Raw genomic sequence first — 12,948 nt, forward strand, 5'->3', positions numbered from 1 at the left:
GGGCCATCGGCGTACCCGGGGGCGGGCGTCAGCCGAAGCGGTGGACCGCCGACGGCGTCACCGCGGCGCGCACCGGCTGGTCGTGCGGCTCGGCCGGAAGGCGTTCGACGACCTCCGGGTCGTACAGCAGGACCACCAGTGCGGGATGCGCGTCCGCCCGCTCCAGCCGGGCCAGCACCCGGTCGTAGGAGCCGCCCCCGCGGCCGAGCCGCAGACCGAGGCGGTCGACGGCGAGGCCGGGCAGCAGCACCGCGTCGGCGCCCGTCACGGCGTCCTGGCCGAGCAGCGGCTCGGCCGGTTCGAACAGCTCCATCCGGCCGCCGCCGTGCCGTACGCGCGCGAGGGAACCCTCGCCGCCGTAGAGGCCCCAGTCCAGGTCGTTGTCGGGCATCAGGGCCGGCAGCAGGACGCGCACCCCGCGCGCGTGCAGCGCGTCGAGCAGGGCGTGGGTGCCGGGCTCGGCGCCGACGGAGACGTACGCGGCCACCGTGCGCGCCCCCGCAAGCTCCGGCAGCTCCAGGGCGCGCCGGGCCAGCGCCCGCCCCGCCTCCCGTACGTCGTCGGCGGTCAGCCGGCCGCGGGCCGCGAGCAGGGCGCGCCGCAGCGCCCGCTTGTCGGGCCCCGGCGCAGGTCCGGTGTCATGCAAGGGACTTCCGTGCCTTTCCTCGGATTCGGCGCGTGGGCCGATGTGTACCGTCGAACCGGAGGGACGGACTCCCCGCAAGGCAGCGGATATGGTTGCCGCCATGAGTCAGACGCACCCCAGGATCAGCAAGGCTGTCATTCCCGCAGCCGGCCTCGGCACCCGGTTCCTGCCGGCGACGAAGGCCACTCCCAAGGAGATGCTGCCGGTCGTGGACAAGCCGGCGATCCAGTACGTGGTCGAGGAGGCCGTGTCCGCGGGCCTCGACGACGTCCTCATGGTGACGGGCCGCAACAAGCGCCCCCTCGAGGACCACTTCGACCGCAACTACGAGCTGGAGTCGGCCCTCGCCAACAAGGGTGACGCCGAGCGGCTCGCCAAGGTGCAGGAATCGAGCGACCTGGCGACGATGCACTACGTCCGCCAGGGCGACCCCAAGGGCCTCGGCCACGCGGTGCTGTGCGCCGCCCCGCACGTGGGCGACGAGCCGTTCGCCGTCCTGCTCGGCGACGACCTGATCGACCCGCGCGACCCGCTGCTCCAGCGGATGATAGAGGTCCAGGAGGTCTACGGCGGCAGCGTCGTCGCCCTCATGGAGGTCGCGCCCGAGCAGATCCACCTCTACGGCTGCGCGGCCGTGCAGCCCACCGCGGACAGCGACGTCGTCCAGGTGACGGGCCTGGTCGAGAAGCCGGACCCGGCGGACGCCCCCTCCAACTACGCGATCATCGGCCGCTACGTCCTCGACCCGCACATCTTCGACATACTCCGCAGGACCGAGCCCGGCCGGGGCAACGAGATCCAGCTCACCGACGCGCTCCAGCAGCTCGCGCAGAACCCCTCCGGCACGGCCGGTGGCCCGGTGCACGGCGTCGTCTTCAAGGGCCGCCGCTACGACACCGGGGACCGCGGGGACTATCTGCGCGCCATCGTCCGGCTCGCGTGCGAGCGTGAGGACCTCGGTCCCGACTTCAGGAACTGGCTCAAGCGGTACGTAGCCGAGGAGATGTGACGACGTGAGCAGCGCAGGACAGGACACCGCCGGCCCCGACCGCCTGTGGTCGGTGGACGAGCACCTCCAGGACGTCCTGACCACCGTCCGCCCCCTGGAGCCGATCGAGCTGCAACTGCTCGACGCGCAGGGCTGCGTCCTGGTGGAGGACATCACGGTGCCCCTGTCCCTGCCGCCGTTCGACAACAGCTCCATGGACGGTTACGCGGTGCGGGTCACGGACGTGGCGGGCGCGAGCGAGGAGTTCCCGGCCGCCCTGGAGGTCGTCGGGGACGTCGCCGCCGGCGCGGCCGAACCGCCGCACGTGGGTCCGGGGCAGGCCGCCCGGATCATGACCGGTGCCCCGCTGCCGCCCGGCGCCGAGACCGTCGTCCCCGTGGAGTGGACCGACGGCGGGCTCGGCGAGGGCCCGGTCAGCTCGATGCGCGCCCGCAGCGCCTCCCCGGAGGGCGCCACCGGGCAGGTGCGCGTGCACCGTCCGGCGAAGGCACGCGCGCACGTGCGTGACGCCGGCAGCGACGTCAAGGCGGGCGACCGCGCCCTGAGCGCCGGCACGGTCCTCGGTCCGCCGCAGATCGCGCTGCTCGCCGCCATCGGCCGTGGCACGGTCCGGGTGCGCCCGCGCCCGCGCGTGGTGGTGATGTCCACCGGCAGCGAACTCGTCCAGCCCGACGAGCAGCTGGGCCACGGGCAGATCTACGACTCCAACAGCTTCGCGCTGACCGCGGCCGCCCGCGACGCCGGTGCCATCGCCTACCGCGTGGGCGCCGTCGCCGACGACGCGGACACCCTGCGCACCACCGTCGAGGACCAGCTGGTGCGCGCCGACCTGATGGTCACCACGGGCGGGGTGAGCGTGGGCGCGTACGACGTCGTCAAGGAGGCGCTGGCGCACGTCGGCGACGAGGACGAGGCGGGCGGCGGCGTGGAGTTCCGCAGGCTCGCCATGCAGCCGGGCAAGCCCCAGGGCTTCGGCACCGTCGGCCCCGACCACGTCCCGCTGCTGGCGCTGCCCGGCAACCCGGTGTCGTCGTACGTCTCCTTCGAGCTGTTCGTCCGTCCGGTCATCCGCACCCTGATGGGCCTGAAGGACGTGCACCGGCCGAGCGCACGGGCCACGCTCGCGGCGGACGCTCCGCTCACCTCGCCCAAGGGACGCAGGCAGTTCCTGCGCGGGCGGTACTCCGACGGCGAGGTGACCCCCGTGGGCGGCTCCGGCTCCCATCTGATCGCGGCGCTCGCGCAGGCCGACGCCCTCATCGTGGTCCCCGAGGACACCGAGTCCCTGGAACCCGGCGCCGAGGTCGAGGTGGTCCTGCTCGGCTGACCCGCCCGGGTTGGCGGTACCGTGTCGCGCACAGCAGGCCCGCGCGACCGCACCGCGCAGGGCCCCAATCGGGAGCGCCGCAGAGCATGACCACACCTTCCCGGGGGGAGACCCCCGGACCTGTAGAGCACCGCGTGCCGACGGCCGGGCAGGACCGGCTGACCCACCTCGACGACGCGGGCGCCGCCCGGATGGTCGACGTGTCGGGCAAGGACGTGACCGCGCGCACCGCCCGCGCGAGCGGTCGCGTCCTCGTCTCGCCCCGCGTCGTCGAGCTGCTGCGCGGGGAGGGGGTGCCCAAGGGCGACGCCCTGGCCACCGCCCGGATCGCCGGGATCATGGGCGCCAAGCGCACCCCGGACCTCATCCCGCTGTGCCACCCGTTGTCGGTGTCGGGTGTGAAACTGGACCTGTCGGTCGCGGACGACGCCGTGGAGATCACGGCCGCCGTGAAGACGACGGACCGCACGGGCGTCGAGATGGAGGCGCTCACCGCGGTCACCGTCGCCGCGCTCACCGTGATCGACATGGTGAAGGCGGTCGACAAGGGAGCGGTCATCACGGATGTGAGGGTCGAGGAGAAGACGGGCGGCAAGTCGGGCGACTGGAGCCGGGCATGACACACGAGGCAGCGGCCGGCGGGACGTACCGGGCACTGGTGGTCACGGCCTCCAACCGGGCCGCCGCCGGGGTCTACGAGGACCGGGGCGGCCCCTTGGTCGCCGACGGCCTCGCCCGCTTCGGATTCGCCGTCGACGGCCCCGAGGTCGTCCCGGACGGCGACCCGGTGGAGGCCGCCCTGCGCGCCGCCGTGGCCGCCGGGTACGACGTCGTGGTCACCACCGGCGGCACCGGCATCTCGCCCACCGACCGCACCCCCGAGGCGACCCGCCGGGTGATCGACCGCGAGGTGCCGGGCATCGCCGAGGCGATCCGGGCCTTCGGCCGCGAGAAGGTGCCGACGGCGGCGCTCTCGCGCGGTCTGGCCGGCGTGGCCGGGCGGACGCTGATCGTCAACCTGCCGGGGTCCACAGGTGGGGTGAAGGACGGACTGGCCGTACTGCAGCCGCTGTTGACGCACGCCGTCGACCAGGTGCGCGGCGGGGACCATCCCAGACCCGGCGCCGAGCGTGGGGGTGCGAGCTGAACAGCCCAGTGTGGCCCGCGGTGCTCGCGGAGGGCGATGTCGTCCTCCGGCCGATAAGGCTGCGCGACCAGCGGGCCTGGCGCGAGGTCAACCAGCGCAACCGGGGCTGGCTCAGGCCCTGGGAGGCGACCATTCCGCCGCCCACGCCGGGCGGGCCGATCACGCACCGGCCGACCTACCGGCAGATGGTGCGCCATCTGCGGGCGGAGGCGCGGGCCGGGCGGATGCTGCCGTTCGTCGTGGAGTACCAGGGGCGGCTGGTCGGGCAGTTGACGGTCGCCGGGATCACCTGGGGCTCGATGTGCTCGGGCCACGTCGGCTACTGGGTGGACGAGTCGGTGGCCGGGCGCGGGGTGATGCCGACCGCGGTCGCCCTGGTCGTGGACCACTGCTTCCGCACCGTCGGCCTGCACCGCATCGAGGTCTGCATTCGCCCCGAGAACGGGCCGAGCCGCCGGGTGGTGGAGAAACTCGGATTCCGCGAGGAGGGACTGCGGCCCCGTTATCTGCACATCGACGGGGCGTGGCGCGACCATCTGGTCTTCGCGCTCACCGCGGAGGAGGTCCCCGACGGCCTGCTCAACCGGTGGCGGCGCACCCGGGCCCAGCGGGCGCCGAAGGGAAACCCGGCCTGAGCGGACGGCTCTTCCCGTCCCGTCCGCCCAACTCGCCGCTGCCGCCTGCGGGATGACGTGAGCCAGTGAATTGAATAAGTGTTCGAATTCAGGTCCGAAGGCAATGAATTCGCCCGCATCCGCTCTCCTGACGGTCCGCTCATCGCATCAGTCGCAAAAAAAGTTGGGAATATCAGCCAGATCGTGCGACACACCGGCCCAATTGGCCGATGGCCTTGCGTAAACCCCTCTACCGTGTGAGGCGTGAGCAGCAGCGGCCTCATCTACGCAGTCATTGTCGGGGCCTGGGCCGCCTACTTGGTGCCCATGTGGCTCCGTAGGCAGGACGAGCTGAACGAGGCCCGTCCGACGGAACGCTTCAGCACCGCCATCCGGCTGCTTTCCGGACGGGCGGGCATGGAGCGCCGGTACGCCAGGGACCTCAAAGCGCGCTCCGCCGAGGAGGGGGAGGCCGGCGCCGTGTCTCCGGACGCCGTCACCGACTCGGTGGACGTCCGGGCCTTCGCCGTACCCCCGACCCGGACCCAGGAAGCGGAACTCCCCCTCGCGCAGGACCGCCAGGAGCGGACGCCCGAGCGTCTCTCGGGCCCGGCCCGCGCGTCGGATCCCGACCGCGCGCCGGGCTCCGGCCGTGCGGCCGGAGCCGTCCCGGGGCCGGCCGCCGAGCCGGACGCGGTACCGCTCCCGGCCAGGGCCGGGAGCGCGGGACGGGCCGGGGGGCCGGACGCCGGATCGCCCGCCGCGCCGACCCCGGGGCCGGAGGCGGGGCAGGCGGATCGAGGCGCGGCACCGGCGGACGAGTCGGCCGACGCTCCCGCGCGCAAGCGCGTCCCGGCGCCCCGGCGTGCACCCGGCGCGGAGGCCGCGGCGGCACGTGCCCGGCGCACACGGGTTCTCGCCCGCCGCCGGCGCACCACCGTCGTCCTCTTCCTCGCCTTCACGCTCGGCGCCATCGTCGCCGCCGTCGGCGGGCTCGCCTTCCTGTGGGCGCCCGCCGTGCCCGCCGTGCTGCTCAGCGCGTACATCGCGTACCTCCGCGTCCAGGAGCGCCGCCGGTTCGCCTACCAGATGGACCGCCGCCACGCCGAGGCAGCCGCGCAGCGGCTGCGCGAGAGCCGGCGCCAGCCGCGCCGGCGCGCGGCCGCGGAGGAGGACGTGGACGAGCCGGACGTGGGCCCCGAGCCCGAGACGGACCCCGGGCTGTCCGCCCTCGCCGCCGACCGGCGCGCCCTGGTCGAGCAGACCGACCACGCCGAGTGGCTGGACCAGCAGCGCGAGCGCCGGCCCCGCCCCGGCCACGGCGACAGCTGGGACCCGGTGCCGGTGCCGCTTCCGACGTACGTCACCGCGCCGGTCGCACCCCGGGCCACCTCCGACGTGGACCTCGGCGCACCGGACGCCTGGAGTTCGGCGCGCTCGTCCGCCGCGGTGCCCGAGCAGGGACCGGCCGTGGCCGAGGCGGCCGAGCCGTCGGTCCCGGACGAGGACCGCGCCGACGACGACGGCCGCACCGACGCCCGCCGGGCCGCCTCGGCCCGCCGCTCCCGCGAGCGGGGGCGCACCCCGCTCTTCGACCAGTACGAGGACGGCGGCCGGCCGCGCGCGGCCAACGAGTAGCCGTCCCGGCCCCGGCGGCCGTCCGCCCCCGCCGCTGACCAGCCCGGGAACGGATTTCCAACCACCCGGTTGAGGATGCTAGAGTTTCACTCGTTGCAAGGGCCTGTGGCGCAGTCCGGTAGCGCACCTCGTTCGCATCGAGGGGGCCAGGGGTTCGAATCCCCTCAGGTCCACGCACAACCGTTCTCGACAGAGAGCGGTGAACGAAGGTCCCGGCCGATCATCTGATCGGCCGGGACCTTCGTCGTTTCCGGGGCTCCGGGACGGTTGCCGGACATCCGTCCGCAGCGCTTCCCGCGAGGAGGGCGACGCCCGGCCATGGACTCGGCCGGACGTCGCCCTTCTCGCAGCGCGTTAGAGGGCCTTCGCGTAGCAGAGGCTCTCCTCGTGGAAGCGGTAGTAGCCGAACTTGGTGCAGGGCTCGTAGCCGCTGGAGGTGTACAGGGCGATGGCCTCGGGCTGCTTGGTGCCGGTCTCCAGGACCATGCGGGTGCGGCCGGCCTCACGGGCGTCGTCCTCCAGGGCGGCCAGGATGCGGCGGGCCAGCCCCCGGCCGCGCACGGAGGCCACGACGAACATGCGCTTCAGCTCGGCGTCGCCGTCCTCGTTGCCCTCGTCGTTCTTGTCCTGGCTGCGCCAGCCGCCGGTGGCGACCGGGGCGCCGTCCTCGTCGTAGGCGATGAGGTAGACCCCGTGGGGCGGCCGGAAGTCGGCCGGGTCCAGGTGGGTGGCGTCGCCGCCGTCGCCGTAGCGCACGTGGTACTCGGCCTGGACCTCGTCGTTGAGCTTGACGGCGTCCGGGTGGTCGAACGGAACAGGGCGAATGAACATGTTGAGTACCGTATATCAATGCAGTCGGTGACAGGGGCCGGGGCAGGTCCCTCGCGGGACCCGTTCCAGTGTGCCGGTAGGGTGCCCGGGTGCTGACTGTGACCTTCGCCCATGCGTCCGGGGCGGAGTCGTCGGCGAAGGCAGGGAGAGTGCTTTGCTGACTGTGACCTCCGTCAATGTGAACGGGCTGCGTGCCGCCGCGAGGAAGGGTTTCGTGGAGTGGCTGGCGCGGACCGGCGCCGATGTCCTGTGCCTCCAGGAGGTGCGGGCCGAGCCGCAGCAGCTGCCCGAACAGGTGCGCGCGCCCGAGGGCTGGCACGTCACGCACGCGCCCGCCGCCGCCAAGGGCCGCGCCGGCGTGTCCCTCTACACCCGCCGCGAGCCCGACCGCGTCCGGGTGGGCTTCGGCTCGGCGGAGTTCGACGGCAGCGGCCGGTACGTCGAGGCCGACCTGCCCGGTGTGACGGTCGCCTCCCTCTACCTCCCCTCCGGCGAGGTCGGCACCGAACGCCAGGACGAGAAGGTCCGCTTCATGGGCGAGTTCCTCGCCTACCTCAAGGAACTGCGCGAGCGCGCCGCCGCCGACGGCCGCGAGGTCCTGGTCTGCGGCGACTGGAACATCGCCCACCAGCGGGCCGACCTCAGGAACTGGCGCGGCAACCTGAAGAACTCCGGCTTCCTGCCCGAGGAGCGGGAGTGGCTGACCGAGGTGCTCAGCCCCGGGGCCGGCGGCTACGTCGACGTCGTCCGCGCCCTCCACCCGGACGTCGAGGGCCCGTACACCTGGTGGTCGTACCGGGGGAGGGCCTTCGACAACGACTCGGGCTGGCGCATCGACTACCACGTGAGCACGCCGGGGCTGGCCGCCAAGGCGGTCAAGGGGTTCGTGGAGCGCGCGGCCACGCACGCCGAACGGTGGTCGGACCACGCCCCGGTGACGGCCGTCTACGACCTCTGAGGGCCTTCGGGCCTCCAAGGCCTCCGGACCTCCTGGGCCTCCGGGGCGGGTTCGCCCGCGCCCTCCGCGGCCCGGCCGCCCGGACGCGTCTCACTCCTTGCGCAGTCGCCGGTCCAGGGCCATCGAGAGTTCCGCGTCCACGACGCTCTTCGCCAGGGGGCGCAGGCGGTGGAGGTCGTCCTGGGTGGCGTGGCGGGTGATCAGGTCGGTGAAGAGCCCGGCCAGGGCCTCGGTGTGTTCCCGGACGCGGTGGCCCGCGGCCAGGACCTCGGCGAGCGGGATGCCCTCGCGGACCAGCGCGGCCGAGACGTCCAGCAGCCGGCGGCTGATGTGGACGAGTTCGTCGCCGTCGGTGCCGAGGTAGCCGAGGTCCATCGCGGCGGCCAGGTTCTCCGCGGTGACCTCGCCCGCGAAGTGGTCGGCGAGTTCCTCGGGGGTGAGGCGGACCGGGGTCTCCTCGGTGGGCGCGCCGACGCCCAGCAGGTCGCCCACGTCGCGCCCGTGGTCGAAGGCCTCGGCCAGTTCGGCGATGCCGCTGAGGGTGTGGCCGCGTTCCAGCAGGGCCGAGATGGTGCGCAGCCGGGCCAGGTGATGGTCGTCGTACCAGGCGATGCGGCCCTCGCGACGCGGCGGCGGGATCAGCTTGCGCTCGCGGTAGAAGCGCAGGGTGCGCACGGTGATGCCGGCCAGCCGGGCCAGCTCCTCCATGCGGTACTCGCGTGGGCCGCCGCCACCCGCTCCGTCGTCTCGTCCAGCGTCTTCTGCCACACCGGAAGCCTATGTTGTACCGCCGGTAACTTTCCTTGGCGCACCCCTACCGATCGGTACGGACCTCCTCTACGCTCTCACCATTGCGCCAGTGTTCACTGGCAGAGTCGCGGAAGGCCGGTGCGGACCGCACCGGATGCGTGTCGCTACAGGCGAGTCATGGAGGGGCGCTCAATGGCCGAGCAGGAGCACGGGCACGGGAAGAAGCATGTGCGGGTGGCGGTGATCGGGTCCGGCTTCGGCGGTCTGGGCGCCGCCGTGCGGCTGCGCCGCGAGGGCATCACCGACTTCGTCGTCCTGGAGCGGGCCGGCAGCGTCGGCGGCACCTGGCGCGACAACAGCTATCCGGGGTGCGCCTGCGACGTGCCCTCGCACCTGTACTCGTTCTCCTTCGCGCCCAACCCCGACTGGCCGCGCACCTTCTCCGGCCAGCAGCACATCCGCGCCTACCTGGAGCACGTGGCCGACACCTTCCGGCTCCGCCCGCACCTGCGCCTCAACTCCGAGGTGAAGAAGATGACCTGGGACACGGAGCTGCTGCGCTGGGACATCGAGACCACCGGCGGCGACTGGTCCGCCGACGTCGTCGTCTCCGCGACCGGCCCGCTGTCCGACCCGAAGGTCCCCGACATCCCGGGCCTGGACACCTTCCCCGGCAAGGTCTTCCACTCCGCCCGCTGGGACCACGACTACGACCTCGCCGGCAAGCGCGTCGCCGTGATCGGCACCGGCGCCTCCGCCATCCAGATCGTGCCCTCCATCCAGCCCGAGGTCGCCCGCCTCACCCTCTTCCAGCGCACCCCGGCCTGGGTGATGCCCCGTATGGACCGGGCCGTCACCGGCCTGGAGCGCGCCGTGCACCGCGCGCTGCCGGTGACCACCCGGCTGCGCCGCGGACTGCTGTGGGGCATCCGGGAGTTGCAGGTCCAGGCGTTCACCAAGCACCCCAACGAACTCGGCTTCGTCGAGCAGCTGGCCAAGCGCAACATCGCCCGCGCCATCAAGGACCCGGCGCTGCGCGCCAAGCTCACCCCCGACTACCGCATCGGCTGCAAGCGCATCCTGCTCTCCAACGCCTACTACCCGGCGCTCGCGCAGGACAACGTCGACGTCGTGGCCAGCGGCCTGAGCGAGGTCCGCGGCTCCACCGTCGTCGCCGCCGACGGCACCGGGACCGAGGTCGACGCGATCGTCTTCGGCACCGGCTTCCACGTCACCGACATGCCGATCTCCGAACGGGTCGTCGGCGCGGACGGCCGTACGCTCGCGGAGACCTGGAAGAACGGCATGGCCGCACTGCGCGGCGCCGCCGCCTCCGGCTTCCCGAACTGGATGACGATCATCGGCCCCAACACCGGCCTCGGCAACTCCTCGATGATCCTCATGATCGAGTCCCAGCTGAACTACATGGCCGACTATCTGCGACAGTTGGACGTCCTCGGCGGCCGGGTCGCCCTCGACGCCCGGCCGAGCGCCGTCAACGCCTGGAACCGCAAGGTCCAGGAGCGCATGCGGCGCACGGTGTGGAACACCGGCGGCTGCACCAGCTGGTACCTCGACCCGAGCGGCCGCAACACCACCATCTGGCCCGGCACGACGACCGAGTTCCGCCGTGAGACCCGCCGGGTGGACCTCGCCGAGTACGAGGTCGTCCGCGCCGCTGCCGCCAAGAGCGCTCCGGCCGAACCGTCTTCGGGCGCCGTGGTGAGCGAGGACGCCGGTCCGCAGGTGGAGGTGGGCGCGTGAGCCGCCCCGCTGCCCTCACCGCCGGCCCCTACGCCCCGCCGGCCGCCGCCCGCGAACTCACCGTCGTCTCCGCCGACGGCGCCCGGCTGCACGTCGAGGTGCACGGTCCCGAGGGCGCTCCCGCCGTCGTCCTCGCCCACGGCTGGACCTGCTCGACCGCCTTCTGGGCCGCGCAGCTGCGGGACCTGTCCGTCGACCACCGCGTCATCGCCTACGACCAGCGCGGCCACGGCCGCAGCCCGGCGAACCCGGCGTGCAGCACCGACGCGCTCGCCGACGACCTCGAGGCCGTGCTCGCCGCCACCCTCGCCCCCGGCGAGAAGGCGGTGCTCGCCGGCCACTCGATGGGCGGCATGACGATCATCGCCGCCGCCGAACGGCCCGGTCTCCAGGAACACGCCGCGGCCGTCCTGCTGTGCAGCACCGGCGCCTCCCGGCTGGTCGCCGAGTCGACCGTCGTACCGATCCGGGCCGGCCGGCTGCGGACCGTGCTGACCCGGCGCGTCCTCGGCTCCCGGGCGCCCCTCGGGCCCGTCACGCCGCTCGCCCAGCGCATCCTCAAGTACGCCACGATGGGCGCCCGTCCGGCGCCGCAGGCGGTCGAGGCGTGCGCACGGATCGTGCACGCCTGCCCGCGCCGGGTGCGCCACGCCTGGTCGCAGGTGCTCGACGCGCTCGATCTCGACCACGGCGTACGCCGGTTGCGGGTGCCGGCCGCGGTGGTCGTGGGCACCGCCGACCGGCTCACCCCGCCGGTGCACGCCCGCGCGCTGGCCGCCGCGCTGCCGCAGTGCGTCGGCCTGACCGAGCTGCCCGGCCTCGGCCACATGACGCCCATGGAGGCGCCGGAGGCGATCACCGCGAGGATCCGCGAGCTGGTCGCCGAGTACGCCGGCCCCCGTGGCGCGGACAGCGCGAACGGCGGCGGCAACGACAACGACGACGTACGGATCGACGACGCACGGATCGGAGAGGGCGCATGAGCAGGGTCAGCCTGGAGGGGCAGGTAGCGGTCGTCACGGGCGCCGCGCGGGGCGTCGGCGAGCTGCTCGCGCGCAAGCTGTCCGCGCGGGGCGTGAAGGTGGCGCTGGTCGGACTGGAGCCGGACGCGCTCAAGCAGGTCTCCGACCGGCTGCACACCGAGAGCGCTCACTGGCACGCCGACGTCACCGACCACGAGGCGATGGCCCGGGTCGCGACGGAGGTCGAGGAACGCTTCGGGCGGGTGGACATCGTCGTCGCCAACGCCGGTGTGGCGACCGGCGGTCCGTTCGTCGACTCCGACCCGGAGGCCTGGCGGCGGGTGATCGAGGTCAACCTGATCGGCTCGGCGGTCACCGGCCGGGCGTTCCTGCCCGCGCTCACCGAGAGCCGGGGCTATCTGCTCCAGGTCGCCTCGCTCGCCGCGATGACCCCGGCGCCGATGATGTCGGCGTACTGCGCCTCCAAGTCCGGCGTGGAGGCGTACGCGCACAGCCTGCGTGCCGAAGTCGGCCACCAGGGCGTGCGGGTGGGCGTCGCGTACCTGTCCTGGACCGACACCGACATGGTGCGCGGGGCCGACCAGGACGACGTGATGCGGGAGTTGCGCCAGCGGCTGCCGTGGCCGTCCAACAAGACCTACCCGCTCGGTCCGGCCGTGGACCGGATCGTGGACGGCATCGAGCGGCGCTCCAGCCATGTGTACGGGCAGTGGTGGCTGCGCGGGATGCAGAGCGTGCGCGGCTATCTGCCGGCCGTCATCGGCACCGTGGGGCAGCGGGAGATGCGACGGTTCGCGGACCGGCTGAGCGGGATGCGGACCGGGCTCGTCGGGGCGGGGGGCGCGGCCGACGAGCAGGAGCGGAGTACGGGGGTCACGCACCGTCGTTGATCGACATGCGGAGGGTCACCACGCGTGTGAATCTGGTCGAGCCCGATCCCCTCACCCACTTGGGGATCGACTCACCCACACGGGAGTGAAACAGCATGGGCATGAAGGACAAGACCCAGGGTCAGGCCGAGCAGATGCAGCAGAAGGCCCGCCAGGGCCAGCAGCAGGGTCAGCAGCAGGGCCGTGAGCGGGCCGGTGAGGCCCGTCAGAAGGCCGGTCAGCGGGCGTCGCAGCAGGGCGAGCGGGCGCGTCAGGGCATCAGTGACACGCACGACGAGCTGGACGAGCGCATCGGTGAGGACTTCGACCGCTAAGCGGTAGGTCCGACACTCTGCTCGGCCTGGCCTGGCCGGGACGGCGCGGGGCACCCGAGTTCCTCCGGGTGCCCCGC

General features: G+C 73.4%; 14 protein-coding genes and 1 tRNA gene. 12 read left to right on the forward strand and 3 right to left on the reverse strand.

All coding sequences use genetic code 11. The features are described from left to right. Window positions 1-28: 28 nt before the first annotated feature. Window positions 29-646 carry a 5-formyltetrahydrofolate cyclo-ligase gene (locus AB0N63_RS05500; RefSeq protein ID WP_365524399.1) on the reverse strand — a complete coding sequence of 206 codons (618 nt, stop codon included), beginning with the start codon at window positions 644-646 and terminating at the stop codon, window positions 29-31. A gap of 100 nt (window positions 647-746) precedes the next feature. Here AB0N63_RS05500 and galU point away from each other — a divergent pair, with 100 nt between their 5' ends. From galU to AB0N63_RS05535, 7 genes are all read left to right on the forward strand, one after another. Then, window positions 747-1,655 carry a UTP--glucose-1-phosphate uridylyltransferase GalU gene (gene galU / locus AB0N63_RS05505; RefSeq protein ID WP_365524402.1) on the forward strand — a complete coding sequence of 303 codons (909 nt, stop codon included), beginning with the start codon at window positions 747-749 and terminating at the stop codon, window positions 1,653-1,655. A 4-nt stretch (window positions 1,656-1,659) separates the two neighbouring features. Further along, window positions 1,660-2,982 carry a gephyrin-like molybdotransferase Glp gene (gene glp / locus AB0N63_RS05510; protein ID WP_365524405.1) on the forward strand — a complete coding sequence of 441 codons (1,323 nt, stop codon included), beginning with the start codon at window positions 1,660-1,662 and terminating at the stop codon, window positions 2,980-2,982. Between the two features lie 86 nt (window positions 2,983-3,068). Then, complete coding sequence (gene moaC, locus AB0N63_RS05515) at window positions 3,069-3,602, forward strand: cyclic pyranopterin monophosphate synthase MoaC (protein ID WP_365524408.1); 534 nt, start codon at window positions 3,069-3,071, stop codon at window positions 3,600-3,602. Then, window positions 3,599-4,129, forward strand: coding sequence for a MogA/MoaB family molybdenum cofactor biosynthesis protein (locus AB0N63_RS05520; RefSeq protein ID WP_365524411.1), 531 nt, complete (start codon window positions 3,599-3,601; stop codon window positions 4,127-4,129). The genes moaC and AB0N63_RS05520 overlap by 4 nt, the downstream gene beginning before the upstream one ends. A gap of 20 nt (window positions 4,130-4,149) precedes the next feature. Then, window positions 4,150-4,764 carry a GNAT family protein gene (locus AB0N63_RS05525; protein WP_365524413.1) on the forward strand — a complete coding sequence of 205 codons (615 nt, stop codon included), beginning with the start codon at window positions 4,150-4,152 and terminating at the stop codon, window positions 4,762-4,764. Between the two features lie 243 nt (window positions 4,765-5,007). Then, on the forward strand, window positions 5,008-6,381 hold the full coding sequence (glpR, locus tag AB0N63_RS05530) for a gephyrin-like molybdotransferase receptor GlpR (RefSeq protein ID WP_365524415.1): 1,374 nt from the start codon (window positions 5,008-5,010) through the stop codon (window positions 6,379-6,381). 99 nt (window positions 6,382-6,480) lie between these two features. Next, window positions 6,481-6,554: transfer RNA gene (locus tag AB0N63_RS05535), tRNA-Ala, on the forward strand. A gap of 181 nt (window positions 6,555-6,735) precedes the next feature. Here AB0N63_RS05535 and AB0N63_RS05540 read toward each other — a convergent pair. Next, window positions 6,736-7,212, reverse strand: coding sequence for a GNAT family N-acetyltransferase (locus tag AB0N63_RS05540; RefSeq protein ID WP_365524418.1), 477 nt, complete (start codon window positions 7,210-7,212; stop codon window positions 6,736-6,738). Window positions 7,213-7,366: 154 nt separating this feature from the next. On the opposite strand from AB0N63_RS05540, the gene AB0N63_RS05545 reads away from it, so the two are divergent. Continuing rightward, window positions 7,367-8,170: an exodeoxyribonuclease III gene (locus AB0N63_RS05545; protein ID WP_365524420.1), complete on the forward strand. Its 804-nt coding sequence runs from the start codon at window positions 7,367-7,369 to the stop codon at window positions 8,168-8,170. Between the two features lie 90 nt (window positions 8,171-8,260). On the opposite strand, the gene AB0N63_RS05550 is transcribed toward AB0N63_RS05545, so the two are convergent. Next, the gene (locus AB0N63_RS05550; RefSeq protein WP_365524792.1) at window positions 8,261-8,878 is read right to left on the reverse strand and encodes a MerR family transcriptional regulator; all 618 of its coding nucleotides are present in this window, start codon (window positions 8,876-8,878) and stop codon (window positions 8,261-8,263) included. Between the two features lie 234 nt (window positions 8,879-9,112). Between AB0N63_RS05550 and AB0N63_RS05555 the strand changes: the two genes are divergently transcribed. The 4 genes from AB0N63_RS05555 to AB0N63_RS05570 all read left to right on the forward strand — a co-directional run bounded on the left by AB0N63_RS05555 (window position 9,113) and on the right by AB0N63_RS05570 (window position 12,871). After that, a complete protein-coding gene (locus AB0N63_RS05555; RefSeq protein WP_365524423.1) occupies window positions 9,113-10,684 on the forward strand; it encodes an NAD(P)/FAD-dependent oxidoreductase in 1,572 nt (523 codons plus the stop codon). Further along, the gene (locus AB0N63_RS05560) at window positions 10,681-11,667 is read left to right on the forward strand and encodes an alpha/beta hydrolase (protein ID WP_365524426.1); all 987 of its coding nucleotides are present in this window, start codon (window positions 10,681-10,683) and stop codon (window positions 11,665-11,667) included. Before AB0N63_RS05555 ends, AB0N63_RS05560 begins: the two co-directional genes overlap by 4 nt. After that, window positions 11,664-12,557 (forward strand): SDR family oxidoreductase, encoded by an 894-nt coding sequence (locus tag AB0N63_RS05565; protein WP_365524428.1) that lies wholly within the window; start codon window positions 11,664-11,666, stop codon window positions 12,555-12,557. Before AB0N63_RS05560 ends, AB0N63_RS05565 begins: the two co-directional genes overlap by 4 nt. Before the next feature lie 101 nt (window positions 12,558-12,658). Beyond that, window positions 12,659-12,871: a hypothetical protein gene (locus AB0N63_RS05570; RefSeq protein WP_365524431.1), complete on the forward strand. Its 213-nt coding sequence runs from the start codon at window positions 12,659-12,661 to the stop codon at window positions 12,869-12,871. Window positions 12,872-12,948 lie beyond the last annotated feature (77 nt).

This window comes from Streptomyces sp. NPDC093260 (genome assembly GCF_040683715.1).
In the GTDB taxonomy this organism is placed as follows: Bacteria; Actinomycetota; Actinomycetes; order Streptomycetales; family Streptomycetaceae; genus Streptomyces; species Streptomyces sennicomposti.

Coding starts and splice junctions, on each gene's coding strand:
- galU (WP_365524402.1), top strand. CDS start 747: ATGAGTCAGACGCACCCCAGGATCAGCAAGGCTGTCATTCCCGCAGCC.
- moaC (WP_365524408.1), top strand. CDS start 3,069: ATGACCACACCTTCCCGGGGGGAGACCCCCGGACCTGTAGAGCACCGC.
- AB0N63_RS05520 (WP_365524411.1), top strand. CDS start 3,599: ATGACACACGAGGCAGCGGCCGGCGGGACGTACCGGGCACTGGTGGTC.
- AB0N63_RS05540 (WP_365524418.1), bottom strand. CDS start 7,212: ATGTTCATTCGCCCTGTTCCGTTCGACCACCCGGACGCCGTCAAGCTC.
- AB0N63_RS05550 (WP_365524792.1), bottom strand. CDS start 8,878: ATGGAGGAGCTGGCCCGGCTGGCCGGCATCACCGTGCGCACCCTGCGC.
- AB0N63_RS05555 (WP_365524423.1), top strand. CDS start 9,113: ATGGCCGAGCAGGAGCACGGGCACGGGAAGAAGCATGTGCGGGTGGCG.
- AB0N63_RS05565 (WP_365524428.1), top strand. CDS start 11,664: ATGAGCAGGGTCAGCCTGGAGGGGCAGGTAGCGGTCGTCACGGGCGCC.
- AB0N63_RS05570 (WP_365524431.1), top strand. CDS start 12,659: ATGAAGGACAAGACCCAGGGTCAGGCCGAGCAGATGCAGCAGAAGGCC.